Here is a 12,366-nt window from a genome sequence, read left to right as displayed (position 1 = left end):
TTTCTACATAAGAGCGAGATATCGAACCGACAGCTCACTGCCGAACGTCACCACGATACGAATCGCACCACGACGTTGAGCGAATACCCTTCACGCAAGAATCTGCCCAGTCGCTGCTAGAGTGACGCCAGTCAAGAACCCAGTACCATGTGCGACTACATTCGGAAACCGACCGTTCGAAACAGTCTCAACAGAGAATATCCCTGCCACAAGCGCGGTGATGACGATCCCGCACGCACCAAAGAGTAGAATCGCATCCTGATGAGCCGACAGCCATCGACGGAGAGAACGCTCTCTCGACCACCACCAAAACGAACCGAGTCCCACCACGAGCACAATACCGACGGTTAGCATTTCACTGGTCGGAACCGCAACCAGTGGTGACTGAGCAAGTGCGATACACAAGCCGCTCGCTACGAATCCGACCGTTGTGGCGATTGAGATTGACCACGAGTACCACGCAGCGATGACCCCAATGAGACCGACAACCAGCAGGCCACCGAAGGCGCTCACAACGCCGGAAAATCCGAACGCAATCGAATCGGGACCGACAAGCCCCCATCGCTGATACAGCAACCAATAGTCGACAGCGATCGTACTGAGCGGAGTGGCGACAAGAAGACTCATATACAGCAGCCAGAACAGTCGGCGTCGACTCCAACTGGTATACAGTGCGTAGGCCGGCCCAATCACGACGCCGTACCAAACAAGATTTGAGGTAAGATGTACAGTACTATCGTGAATCGTAGCCGCCGTCCAAGCGGTCACCAGACTGGGCTCCCCGTATGTGAATACGAACTCCGATAGTAGCCTGTTTGGAAGCCATACGTGAACGCCGATAAGCGCACCAGCGACGCCGAGTATGACCACTACATCCACGTAGTGGCTCCGGTTCCGTGGGGGCTGTAACTTTTCGTCCAACCCAGTCATCGCTACTTGGATATTGGATTTCCAGCGGTTCCCTCAAGAGGCTATTGTATTCTAGCCCACCGAAATCAATAATATCTGATACAATTGATGTCCGACCACGTCGATATGGAGTGAGTCGTCCCATCTGGCTCAAGGATTAACACTACGTCACAAGCACTAGCGAGCCATCCGATTCACGATGTAAATCGCTAATCCGCAGCAGCCACTCGACCCCTGAGGTGGTGGTTTTCTCCCCAAGTTGTCGCTCAAGAGCGGACTCCGGAACACCTGTGTAGAGATCGTCATCGTACTCGTGCTCACGAAGCGAAACAATGGCGTTCCTGACTTTTGATCCATCTTGGCTTCGATCGTAGAGTTCGTTTACTTCATCGTGAATATCGAAGACGAATCCGCGGTCTTCCAGTCGTTCCAGTTTCTGTTTCATTGCTCCGATGAAGTCGTCACTCCCAAGCAGATCTAGCTGCGACATGATCTCCTCGACGACCACGTCATCCTCAATCCCTGCCTGAGCGATACGTACCATATCTTCGACGTCATCCTCGCGATTTGCGACAGCTTTGAACAGGAAGATGTCGTTCAGCGATACCATCCGAACGGAAAGTCCGTCTTCTTCGAACAGGTGCCGGCTGCGTGAGACCATCGAGTCACTCAGTGAGATCACACCCGCCACCTGCTCGTGAAAGACATCGAATCGACGGTGGTCCTTTTCGAGAATGAATGCCGCCCCAAGTTCGTCGTACTCTTCGCCGAGGTCTTCTTTCGGTTTGTACCCCGCAGAGGTGAGTACGTTCCACAGTTGCCGCAGCTCCGACTCTTCGCGAACGATGAGATCGATGTCCTTCGTCGCGTTCTTGAGCCCCTCTAAGGTCAGTGCTCCCCCGCCGATCAGATACACGGTGAGATCGTCGTCAATGAGATTGGCAAGTTCGCTGAACTGCCGTCGAATTGCGGAGGACTCGAACGTCGGCTCACGGCTCATACTTCGACCCCATACTCGGACGCAAGGGATTCAAACTCTTCCCACACTGGTGTGCTCTCTGACGTAACGCTCCCTTCTGTGCGGAGGAACTCTACGAGCGGGAGTACGATGTCTTCAACTCCGTAGTAGGTCGCTGCCTCTTTGAGAGACTCCTCGGATAGCTCTGTTTCGGCGATGAGTAAGAGCACGTACTTTCTGTGTCGTGAATCGTTTTCGATGAGAAGGAGATGGCAGATGAGGTCTGTGGGATCGAGCGAGTCTCGACCTTCTGAGTAGAAATAGTACTGCTCGGATGTTGTAAAGAACTGAAGTCTGTACTCGGCAAACGCATCGAGACCGGTTCGGTGATAATTCTCGTCTTCGACATCAGTGTCTGTCCGCATGAGAAACTCCTTGTGAGATTCCCAAAGGATTGTTCCAGCGCCTACGTCACGTTTGATCCGGACGCGATGGATGTGGTGGCGGAGTTCGGTCGCGAACAGATGGAGCTCATCGAATTCCTCTCGGAGTCTATATTCACTGTGTTCTTTGGTCGCCATTGCTCGGTTGGTTAGCGTCCGAAGGTTTCGATAAATCGTGGCTCGCGCATGCCCGGTGTGTTCAGTGAGCTCGGTGGCTGTCCACTGCTCCTCACTACTGAGATAGTACACCACGTTCAACATCGATGAAGTCAGCAGGTCAGGGAAATCAACATGTGGGTTCGATTTTGTAAGTGACTGAAACACCTCGACGCATCGAGCATCTACTGGTTTGGCGATCATCTGATTCCCGGCTTTCTCCTTATAAACAAGATCGACCTGTTCCAAGCTCCCGAGTGCCCGCGACACCGTTGATTCGAGGTAATCCAATTCATCACCTAGATCTTGTCTGGTCTTTGGTGAGTCGAGCGTAGAGAGAATCCGCAATTCTATTTCAGATATCATGTTGTCTCATATTTGCCCATGACCTACTTAAGCACCTGGGCTATTTTGAGACAAAATAAAATATATCCTACTTTTGAGTGTCAAAAATATGTGTTGGCCTAACATACTCGACTCGTTCGCTGTCGTCCGTTGCCGCGTACTCGTAGCGGTAGTAGCCGCCGGTCAGGCTGCGAGCCGTTATCCCGTACTCTGCCAGTACCCGGGTTGCCATGTAGGAGCTCTTCCCGATCTTACAGTACGTGAGCACCTCCCCGTCCGGATTGGCGTCGGCGGCCCACTCTCGGAGCTCGCCGAGCGGGACGTTCTCGTCGCCGTCGATCCGTCCTTGGGCCTCCCGCATCTCCGGAGGGCGGGTGTCGACGACCGTTGCCTCGTCTTTCCGTTCGAGAAACTCATCGAGATGGACGATGTCGGCGATGTCTTCGACGACGTTCGCACCGATCATTCCTAACATGTTAACCGGGTCTTTCGCGGCCGAGTATGGCGGCGCGTACGCGAGATCGTAATCGCGGATATCGAACACGGTGTCCCGGTGTGCGATGGCCGTCGCGAGGACGTCGATTTGCTTATCGACGCCGCTCTCGCCGATGGCTTGGGCACCGAAGAGCGTTCCGTCGTCGGGATCGAACAGGAGTTTGAAGTCAATCTCCGACGCCCCAGGGTAGTACTCCGCGTGGTTTGGCTGACTCGTGTAGACTGCTTCGTACGCCTGTCCCGCCTCGTCGAGCGCCGCTGCCGTGTCACCGACGGTACCGACGTCGAGATCGAACACCTTCGCGATCGAGGTGTCCAAGACCGGATCGAGGCGGTCGTCACGTCCGGCGATGTCGTTCGCGGCGACCCGACCCATCCGGTTGGCCGGCCCACCAAGCGGTACCCACGCGTTCCCGTCGGTCCGAGCGGCCGACGGAGCGGCGACGTCCCCAGTGTACGCGAGCGGGCGACCGTTGTTCTCGCCAGTGGTATGCTCTGGATCACGGCCGGAACTCAGCTTTTGACTGCGGTACTGGAAGCGATCCCGGGCGGCGCTGAGACGTGGATTGCTCCACCAGGGGCAATTTTCGGCGCATTAGCGCCACTGTACGCGCCAGCACTCATCGCCGTTCTGCTCACGCTCCCCGCTATCCGTCACGTTGACGGAATCGCTGTTATCGACCGACTTCGTGAGGTGGTTGCGTCGTGAGTACCTACCGTCGTGTCCTCGCGATGGTCGCACGAAACGTACCCGTCTCGACGATCGCCACCCAGTTGGACACGCGGGAAGATGCCATCCGTGGGATGCTTGACTCGATGGTCCGTGAGGGGTACCTCCGCGCGATCGACTGTGAGTCGGCGGCCTGTAGCGGCTGTCCGATGTCCGATGCCTGTGGAATGGGTGCCGACGGGAATCCAATGAGCTATCTGCTGACCCAGCGTGGTCGGGAACTGCTTGCGGAGCACGACTGCGTCGCTGTCAAGTCCTAACTGGTCGACTTGTCGCGCCATACGAGTGTACGCCACCGCAAAAGCGGGTAACGCACAGATCAAGGGTGGTAACGAACGCTGCGGCGCCGCCCTTCGCGACGGCACCGTAGAACGTGGCCGACTCGACAACCAGATAGATAATGCCGAGGCACGTCGTCGACGCTGCCTCGTTCGTGTTAGTGGCGCCACTTCCGAGATGGTTAGAGAGACAGAACCGGCATTTCAGCTGGCCGGCTGGGACTGACGCCCCACAGGACCGGCACTCGCCGTCGGTTATCGTCGGCACATCAGGGTAGCTACCTGTAGTCGTCGCGACGCGTTGCCGCCGGGGGGCACCCTCACACCTGTCGTCCAGCATCGTGTCCGGGATGTGGGATGCCTCGCCGGTGGGCCGTAGTTCCTCGAAATCTAGATAGCGATCACGCATCGATTGTTGAGGTTTGTCCCGGGTTCGTATTTCAACGCCAGGACCAGTAGTCCGCTCCGTCAGCTACTTGAGCATGGTTCATGATCTAAGATATGCGAACATCTTATACTTCATGAGAACGTAGATGGGAGTAGCAATTGGGATCCTATGAGCAGCAACGACACCAAGCACGTTCAAACTGAACTGAACGAGGACGAATACGAACGCTTCCGGGAGTTCGCAAGCGAACACGACCTCTCGCTGAAAGAAGCCGGTCACGAGGCGCTTCTCGAGTGGATCGAACGCCAGCAGCAAGCCGATCCCAACGACCCGGCGTTCACCGTTCTCGACGACCTTGATGACGGGTCCCTTCCAGCGTCGTCAGCGACTGACGCTCGCGAGGAAGACGATCTCGTCGACGAGTGGCACGGCAGCGACGAATCGTTCACGCTCGCCGACGACCCGTCCGCGCAATCCTGACCGTAAATGGCTGAACCAGTCGACACCCCGATCGGCACGGTCACAACCGAACATTTTCGTCCAGGACATGTCCGCCACGAGGTTGTCGTCGGGCCGAAATTCCTGTACGCATTGTTCAACCCTCAGGACCAGATGCACGCCGTCTCGCGAGCGTTCATGGCGTTCGTCCGCGACGGTGATCTCCCCTATCGTCGTCTCATCGTCAACGATCACATCGTCGACGAGGCCGCAACCCGGTTGAAAAAGCAAGCGTCGATGCGGAACGCCGCGTCGTTCCTGACGACACTGGATGAGAGCACGCTGTATCAGTTCGAATCCGTTTCCGAGGACGTTTTCGATGATGCTAAAACAACGTTCGTCGAGTGGACGGATCTGGATGCGTCACTCACCGATTTCACTGTTGCAGCCCATATGGAGGCCTTAGAGGTCGACCATATCCTTACGTACGACCGACACTACGATGCGTTCGACGTGACAACGCTTCCGTATCGTAATCAGGACTAGAGGTGCCAACCATGACCGAATCCTCGCGAGATGGGGCCCAGTCGTGGACTGAGTCGATGAGCGCCCGCGACCGCATTCGAGCGGTCGCCGAGTCACTTCGCGAACCCCGCTCAGTTAACTGGATCAGCGAGCAGGCCGACGCCGCCTGGAGTACGACCAACGAGGAACTCCAGGATCTTGTCGACCAGGGCCAGCTGCGCCGCGTCGAGGCCGGTGAGACGACGCGCTACCAGCCGGACTACACGCGCCTGCTCTTCGAGGAGATCCACACGCTCATCGAGGAAAACACCCGCGAGGAGCTACGCAACGAATTGGCCGCGATCACCGAGGAAATCGAGCAGTGGCAGGCGACTTACGAAGTTGAGACCTGGGAGGAGCTCGAACAGTCGCTTGCTGATGGCGATCTCGCAAGTGCCGAGCTTCAGGAACGCCGTGACGTGATTACGCGCTGGGAGGAGAATCTGGAAGACCGCCGACTCATCAAGCATGCGTTGGCGCTCTACTCGGATGTCGAAGCCGCTCGCGAACAGATGATCGACGCGACTGACCGCGACACAAACTAATTTTCGCGGTCGTCGAACGTGTGGGCGTCATCGAGGGCGACCCAGCTATTCCTCGGCCTGCTCGCCCAGCTTCGCTCGAAGCTCGACTGCTGCCTTCTCAAAGTGGTCCGCGGGGACCGGCGTTCCCGCCGTCACCCGCTCCTCAAGGAACGCAACGGCGTCAGTGACCGCATCAGCGTCGCGGTTCGCGGTCGCGACACAGTCAACATACCCGTCGAGTGCCTGACTGAACGCACGCGAGAAGTGGTCGTACGCGCCGTCGACGCGCTCCATGTTGTCGTCGAGGGACTCGACGAGTGCCCGGTAGACGGTCGCCGCTGACGCGTGCCGCTCCTGCTCGCGGTACTCGTTCGCGAGCTCGAACCACTGCGTGAAGTCGATCGGCTCGAAGACGACGTGGTACTCAGGGTTCGTCTCGTGGAACCGCCGATCGATCGAGGCACGAAGCTCACCGACCGACTGGCTCGTCGGCTCGCCAACGCCGGCGAGAAATCGTTCGCGGAGATCCGTATTGGTCGCAAGTTCGTCACGCAGGAACGCGCGGAGTTCATCGTCGTCGGCACTGTCGAGTGCGGCATCGAGTCGATCGCCGTCGTCTGCCGGTGGGTCGTCGACACACCGGAGCAACACGGCGACGACGTGCTTGCACGCTCCCGGCCTGTCGTACGGACAGTCGCACCACGGGGCAAACCCGTCTGCGGCGAGGTCAACACGGACATCGTACTGACGGCTGCCGCTCACGACGGCGGTAACGGTGCTGTCGACGCGGTGTATTTCGTGGATACGGCCCTCAGCAAGATATCGTTCGCCGCGTTCGAAGACTGCGTCGGTACAGATGTCTCGAACCGTGTCCTCGGTTACATCCATATGCGTGGCCGATGTTCCAGTGCGAACGGGAAAACCGGTGCGTCAATCTCGCTTTCGCTTCGGATTGGAACGGTCTCGCTCTGCGAGAAACCACGGTACTGTTGCAGTACTACGGAGAACAGCCTGGAGAGAGTCCTACTCGGTCGCGAGTTCGTCGTAGATCTCCTCGTGCTCGTCGAGGTCTTGGCGTCCGAGGAACCGAATGAGATACTGCCGTGCCTCTTCGGGGGACAGCTCATCGGGAATCTCGGGCTGCTCACTTTCAGCGGCCATCCTTATTCATCACTATGGCGGTCATCGTCATAATCGTTCGGTTCGTGTTGTTCATTGTCGCCTGTATCGAGCTTGGGATCTCTGGATAGCTGATCTGTGCCTTCGATGCGTGACAGCCACAGGTTGATGGTTGCCTCGTACTCCGGAGCGAGCGGCTCTGTGTGTGCTCTGAGATACTCGATCACGTCATCCCCATCGACAGCGCCCTCATCGGTCGCGAGCGCCTTCAGGATCTCTTTGATCTCTCGATCGTAATCGAAGCGGTGGCCATTCAGCGCGTAGAAAATCCGGGCCGACATAAGCGCCGTTCGCTTATTGCCATCGACGAACGGATGATTCGCCGCGATGAGTCGCAGCAGCTGGAATGCCTTCTCGTGGGGCGATTCGGGAACCTGGCCGAAATGGCCTTCCTGGATATGTTCGACGGTGTATTCGATATCACCTGGTGAAGAGATACCCGCTGTCGTGTCCGCATTTGACTCCACGATCAACTCGTGAATGTCACGGATATCAGCAGCCGACAAATAGCTGATCGACTCCGATTCTTCGCCCATTATCGATACCCTCTGTGAGGACGCTTATCTAACCTCTGCTTTCGCCGGTGCCCTTCGATTTACTGTATCACCCTTGGTATCCATTCTCTGCTCAGCATCCAGCTGTTGGAGTGTGTCTCGATGGGTCCGAATCGTTGTCGTTGAGATGTTAGCGGCTTCAACAACCCCGGACTGCGTCAGCCAGCGCCCCTCTTCGCGACCGGCCGTGTAGAGGCAGGCCGCGGCGAATCCGGCCGGATGGACGCCTGTCGTGACGCCGCGCTCCTCGGCCTGCTCCGCGAGGGCTTGGGCCCGCTGTCGGATCTCGTCCGGACACTTGAGGTCCGAGGCGAGTCACGGCACGAACATGCTGGGGGCAACGGGCTCAGCGGGGAGGCCCACCCCTTCGTTCAGCGTGTTGTACGCGTCCGTGACTCGTGACTCCGCCACGCGGGCCATCTCGCTGACGTCGTCCACTAACCGCGAGCGACCGTTACATCGGCAGGCTCCGTAGACGCTGGCCGCAGCAATCTACGCCCGTGTTTCGACATCGGATCAGGATGTCTCTCGGCAACTCGATGAAGCCCACGAACATCTGGAGCGTCTCGGTGTCAAAGACATCGAAGAGTATCCCGAAATCGTCTCGGGCGCTGGCGACACCGACACCCGCGAGGTGTATAACCAGCTCCTCGACGCCGTCGAGACGGGACGGTTCGATCTCGTGGTCGTTCACGAAATCAGCCGGCTCTCTCGGCTCGGCCCGACTGAGATTCACGAGTTCATCCAACACTGCTTGGAACATGACACTGGCGTCGAAGCCCTCGATGTTGGCCTGAAGATCCATGTCGACGACGGCGAACTCCAGCAGACGATATACAGCATGGTCGCTCGGTTGATGGGCGACCTCGCCCAGATAGAACATAAAAACTCCAGCGGATACGGTCGGGCGTCCGCGCCGCACAGTCCGCCGGAAAGTGGACCGGGAGGCCGCCAGCAGGGTTCGTCGTCGAGGACGGCTACCTCCGCGTTGATCCGGCCGAGTTCCTACACGTCCGGGAGGCCCTCACCCGTGTCGACCGCGGTGAGTCGTTCGCGACTGTCGCCGGCGACACCGGCATCGCCGAGTCGACGCTCCGGAGTCTCCACCAAGATCGGCGCGACCTCTACCTCGGCGGCGAAGCTGAAGACGACCGCGTCGACGAGGCGCTCACCGACGTCCGTCCGCTGGAGGATATACGGGCCGAGGATTCCGCCCTCGAAGAACTGCGCGAACGCGTCGAGCGGTTAGAGGAGGCCACGGACGTCAACAACCGCTAGCGCCTCTACCCACCCCCTCAATCGGCTCAACGGTTTACGTTCCTATCAGACCGAGATATCTACTCTCTACTTTCCCACTTCTCTTCTACCTCATCTACTGATTTCTCGTTGTCAACCACGTCGGCTAAGTCGCGGAGGTACTCTACGATGTCATCGTTTTCTACGTCCCATCGCTGGTCCGAGATGGATTTGAGACTCGTCGCTAGCTCACGGGCTTCATCAGCCGTGTAAACTGCGTCAGTCTCGCCTATATCAATGATGACGGCAAACTCGTTGTCGGTGATGCTGAGGTTCAACGACGATACATCGCCGTCAATAATGCTGCTCGATACCCCGTCCTGAAGCTCTGACTCATACATTATGTGGTCGATCTTGTCGGTCCCATTTGAAATCGGGGGCATCGTCAGGGTCGGAGCGGTCAACTTTCGACCGGAGGCGTGGTACTCCTTTGACCTGAGCTATTCTACTAATAGGGACCTTTTGGTTATCTAATATATTCTACTCAACAGTCGTGTCAGACACGTTTCTCTACAGTTACGTATTGAATCAAACACGCGAGACTGCGTCGGTGTCGGTCTCCGCCGGCGCGGATGTATTGGGATCACTATTCGGGACTATACGTGCTATCTCGGGTTGTGGGACCTAATAAGAATTATATTTGTTGAAAGTATAGTTTACTTTATGAGAATTACTGTGCTCGCTCCTATAGAATTCAGCTGTAGGTAAAGCCACGTCGGACAAGCGGCCTGTGACCGCCGTACGCAGCGCGCGGCCGAGGTCTTACTCGTCGGCAGCGCGGTCGTCAAGCGGATCGGGCATGGGGAGGTTCTCAACGTCGGCGTCGATCTCCTCCGCAGAGAGGTCCGACCCTTCAGCGAGGAATTCACTCACGCGATCGCCGAGGTCCCCGACAGCGTCCTCGAACGCTTCGAGCTCGGCGTCACTCATGGACTCCTCCCGCCAGTCGGATCCTGATTCAGATCGTGCCATTTCTCGAACCTCCCGAGCAGCGTATCGGCGTGCTGCTTGATGTACGCGATACAGTAGCGCGGCGCCCGTATTAAATTAGATAGGATGTTAATAATGCCTATTTATTCACAAAATTAACGTTCGTGATCTCAAACCGTGCTCCACCGTCCGTCCCGTCCGTAACGCGAATCTGCCAGTCGTGAGCATCAACAATCTGTTTGACAATATTCAGTCCGAACCCGGTTCCATTTGCCGACTGCGAGTAGCCCACCTCAAAGACAGCGTTGCGTTCGTCGGTCGGAATGCCTGCCCCATCGTCTTCAATATAGAACCCATCGGCTAGTTCTCCGACCGTCACTGTCACCTCTGACCCACCGTGTTCAACCGCGTTCCGAAACAGGTTCTCAAATACTTGCTTGAGACGACTGCTATCTGCCCACACGGTTCGATTGACCGTAGTAATTACGCGTCCCTGCTCCATCTGAACGTTCTCCCAACACCTGTCGGCTATCGTCGCGAGATCAACCGGCTGGGTGTCACTCACCTCTTTATTTTCCCAAGCCAAAATGAGAAGATTTTCAATCAGCGCCTCCATCCGCCCTAGTGCTCGGCGGACACTGTTGAGATGGTCGCTATCAGACTCGTCGGCCACCAACTCAAGATGCCCGGTAGCAACGTTTAGCGGGTTCCGCAGATCGTGTGACACAACGCTGGCGAACTCTTCGAGTCTCTGTTGGCGTTCTATCCGCCCGGTGATGTCCTGAGACGTGCCGCGCACACCGACAATTTTGCCGTCCACATGCCAAGGCTCGCCGCGGGTGCGAACCCATCGCACCTCCTCGTCCGTCGTGACAATGCGCAACTCCAAGTCGAACAGTTCGCCCTCGGCCGTCACCCGCTCAACGGCATCCCGGATCGTCGCCTGATCCTCGGGGTGGTAGAACCCGACCGCATCCTCAACCGTTGGCTCGAACTCCATGTCGACGCCGTAGATCTCATAGACTTCGTCGGTCCAACGGAGCGACTCTGTTCGGCGGTCAAGCTCCCAGCCACCGACGTTTGCGACGGTTTGGGTCTGTGAAAGGAACTCGTTGGCCTGCTCAAGTTTTTGACTTTGCTGCTTACGTGTTGTGATGTCACGGTACAGCCATAAGTTCGCTTCACCGTCGGGCAGAGTGTACGGCACGTAATCGCGCTCTATCACGCGACCATCTGTGAGGTGGAGTTCTTCGTTTTGAACCAACTCCCGTTGTTCGAGCCTTTCGGAAATCGCCTCGATGAACGCCTCTGGGTCGGTGAATCGGGATTTAAATTCTTCAGCTGCTGTGGCGCAGTCGCGTCCAATTACTTCCTCGCTGTCGATTGGGACGCCAAGTGTTTCGCCCAACTGGTCGTTTGCCATGAGTATGTCACGTTCAGCGTCTTCAACGAGTACGCCCATCGGCAGATTTTCGACGATTGTGCGAAGAACAGTATTTGTCTGCTCAAGCTCTTGTTTGCGCTTTTTACGCTCGCTGATATCACGCAAAATCCCAACTGACCCCTCGAAAGACTCCCCTTCGTAGGGTAAGACGCCCATGTGATCCTCACAGGGGATTGGCTCCCCTTTGGCGGGCTGGACCTCAATCTCGAACTGTACGCTATCGGGGCCGTTCGACGAAAGAATCCTCCCGAGGTGACTTTCCGAGCGGTCGACCACCTCCGATGACTTAATTAGTGCTGGTGACGCTCCAATAATTCTCTCACGCTCGTACCCAACCATTTCGATGAACGCGTCGTTCACGTATTCGAACTGTCCTGTTTCATCAAGTACGTAGACCGGATCGTTGAGAGTCTCGACGAGTGTTCGAAATTGAGTGAGTGCGATCTCCTGTTCCTGTTTCACAGAGCGATCCCGTACCGAACAGACTAGCTCACTGGTCTCCGTCTGAGCAACAGTGTGATCCTCAACGAAGGTCGTTCCGTCGGCTCGGAGCCCAGTTGTCTCCCCGCTCCAGTAGCCATCTTCGGCGACAGTCGGCAAAATAACGTCCCGCACCATCGCTGTGTCGCTGTCGGGGTAGATCAGTTCCCAGTGTTCCCCCTCCATCTCGTCGGGGTCATATCCGTAGATGTCTGCGTAGGCCTGATTGACGTAGATATACTCACCGTCCTCATT

The 12,366-nt window shown here is 57.1% G+C and carries 15 protein-coding genes and 3 pseudogenes; 6 read left to right on the top strand and 12 right to left on the bottom strand.

The annotated features are described in order from the left end of the window. Nucleotides 1–90: 90 nt before the first annotated feature. The 4 genes from Z052_RS19980 to Z052_RS17760 all read right to left on the bottom strand — a co-directional run bounded on the left by Z052_RS19980 (nucleotide 91) and on the right by Z052_RS17760 (nucleotide 3,682). Entirely contained in the window at nucleotides 91–879 is a 789-nt protein-coding gene (locus Z052_RS19980; protein WP_144050069.1) for a hypothetical protein, read from the bottom strand. A gap of 193 nt (nucleotides 880–1,072) precedes the next feature. Next, nucleotides 1,073–1,909 (bottom strand): nucleotidyltransferase, encoded by an 837-nt coding sequence (locus Z052_RS17770; RefSeq protein ID WP_094494872.1) that lies wholly within the window; start codon nucleotides 1,907–1,909, stop codon nucleotides 1,073–1,075. Continuing rightward, a complete protein-coding gene (locus tag Z052_RS17765) occupies nucleotides 1,906–2,832 on the bottom strand; it encodes a hypothetical protein (RefSeq protein ID WP_094520235.1) in 927 nt (308 codons plus the stop codon). The genes Z052_RS17770 and Z052_RS17765 overlap by 4 nt, the downstream gene beginning before the upstream one ends. A 67-nt stretch (nucleotides 2,833–2,899) precedes the next feature. Then, nucleotides 2,900–3,682: a rhodanese-like domain-containing protein gene (locus Z052_RS17760; protein WP_099289309.1), complete on the bottom strand. Its 783-nt coding sequence runs from the start codon at nucleotides 3,680–3,682 to the stop codon at nucleotides 2,900–2,902. 114 nt (nucleotides 3,683–3,796) lie between these two features. Between Z052_RS17760 and Z052_RS20650 the strand changes: the two genes are divergently transcribed. Then, nucleotides 3,797–4,015 carry a hypothetical protein gene (locus Z052_RS20650; RefSeq protein WP_144050068.1) on the top strand — a complete coding sequence of 73 codons (219 nt, stop codon included), beginning with the start codon at nucleotides 3,797–3,799 and terminating at the stop codon, nucleotides 4,013–4,015. Then, nucleotides 4,012–4,296, top strand: coding sequence for a FeoC-like transcriptional regulator (locus Z052_RS17755; protein WP_049933180.1), 285 nt, complete (start codon nucleotides 4,012–4,014; stop codon nucleotides 4,294–4,296). The genes Z052_RS20650 and Z052_RS17755 overlap by 4 nt, the downstream gene beginning before the upstream one ends. 76 nt (nucleotides 4,297–4,372) lie before the next feature. Here Z052_RS17755 and Z052_RS21140 read toward each other — a convergent pair. Further along, nucleotides 4,373–4,723: pseudogene (locus Z052_RS21140) on the bottom strand (hypothetical protein); the annotation flags it as partial. A 147-nt stretch (nucleotides 4,724–4,870) separates the two neighbouring features. On the opposite strand from Z052_RS21140, the gene Z052_RS20315 reads away from it, so the two are divergent. Genes Z052_RS20315 through Z052_RS17735 form a run of 3 tightly spaced genes read left to right on the top strand, consistent with a single transcriptional unit; the run spans nucleotide 4,871 to nucleotide 6,249 of the window. Further along, entirely contained in the window at nucleotides 4,871–5,182 is a 312-nt protein-coding gene (locus Z052_RS20315) for a hypothetical protein (protein WP_049933181.1), read from the top strand. A gap of 6 nt (nucleotides 5,183–5,188) precedes the next feature. Further along, the gene (locus tag Z052_RS17740) at nucleotides 5,189–5,686 is read left to right on the top strand and encodes a type II toxin-antitoxin system VapC family toxin (RefSeq protein WP_241898005.1); all 498 of its coding nucleotides are present in this window, start codon (nucleotides 5,189–5,191) and stop codon (nucleotides 5,684–5,686) included. An 11-nt stretch (nucleotides 5,687–5,697) separates the two neighbouring features. Continuing rightward, nucleotides 5,698–6,249: a hypothetical protein gene (locus Z052_RS17735; RefSeq protein ID WP_094582703.1), complete on the top strand. Its 552-nt coding sequence runs from the start codon at nucleotides 5,698–5,700 to the stop codon at nucleotides 6,247–6,249. A gap of 45 nt (nucleotides 6,250–6,294) precedes the next feature. Here Z052_RS17735 and Z052_RS17730 read toward each other — a convergent pair whose 3' ends face one another. From Z052_RS17730 to Z052_RS17720, 4 genes and pseudogenes are all read right to left on the bottom strand, one after another. Continuing rightward, nucleotides 6,295–7,116 carry an SWIM zinc finger domain-containing protein gene (locus Z052_RS17730; protein ID WP_094494865.1) on the bottom strand — a complete coding sequence of 274 codons (822 nt, stop codon included), beginning with the start codon at nucleotides 7,114–7,116 and terminating at the stop codon, nucleotides 6,295–6,297. A 135-nt stretch (nucleotides 7,117–7,251) separates the two neighbouring features. Beyond that, the gene (locus Z052_RS20645; RefSeq protein WP_004043292.1) at nucleotides 7,252–7,389 is read right to left on the bottom strand and encodes a hypothetical protein; all 138 of its coding nucleotides are present in this window, start codon (nucleotides 7,387–7,389) and stop codon (nucleotides 7,252–7,254) included. Between the two features lie 2 nt (nucleotides 7,390–7,391). Next, nucleotides 7,392–7,943: a type II toxin-antitoxin system death-on-curing family toxin gene (locus Z052_RS17725; RefSeq protein ID WP_094494864.1), complete on the bottom strand. Its 552-nt coding sequence runs from the start codon at nucleotides 7,941–7,943 to the stop codon at nucleotides 7,392–7,394. Between the two features lie 24 nt (nucleotides 7,944–7,967). Further along, nucleotides 7,968–8,453 (bottom strand): annotated as a pseudogene (locus Z052_RS17720) (hypothetical protein); the annotation flags it as partial. On the opposite strand from Z052_RS17720, the pseudogene Z052_RS17715 reads away from it, so the two are divergent. Beyond that, nucleotides 8,440–9,239 (top strand): annotated as a pseudogene (locus Z052_RS17715) (recombinase family protein). The pseudogenes Z052_RS17720 and Z052_RS17715 overlap by 14 nt on opposite strands. A gap of 59 nt (nucleotides 9,240–9,298) precedes the next feature. Here the strand turns inward: Z052_RS17715 and Z052_RS17710 are convergent. The 3 genes from Z052_RS17710 to Z052_RS17700 form a co-directional block, all read right to left on the bottom strand. Beyond that, a complete protein-coding gene (locus tag Z052_RS17710; RefSeq protein ID WP_241898003.1) occupies nucleotides 9,299–9,598 on the bottom strand; it encodes a hypothetical protein in 300 nt (99 codons plus the stop codon). Nucleotides 9,599–10,019: 421 nt separating this feature from the next. Continuing rightward, complete coding sequence (locus Z052_RS17705; RefSeq protein WP_199058318.1) at nucleotides 10,020–10,187, bottom strand: hypothetical protein; 168 nt, start codon at nucleotides 10,185–10,187, stop codon at nucleotides 10,020–10,022. A gap of 139 nt (nucleotides 10,188–10,326) precedes the next feature. Further along, nucleotides 10,327–12,366 (bottom strand): PAS domain-containing sensor histidine kinase (locus tag Z052_RS17700; RefSeq protein ID WP_099289307.1); only part of this gene is annotated, 2,040 nt, incomplete at its 5' end.

It is taken from the genome of Halorubrum sp. C191, from assembly GCF_002727095.1.
GTDB lineage: Archaea > Halobacteriota > Halobacteria > Halobacteriales > Haloferacaceae > Halorubrum > Halorubrum ezzemoulense.
Note: the sequence above shows the minus strand (reverse complement) of the source record. Positions and strands in the feature narration are given on the sequence as shown.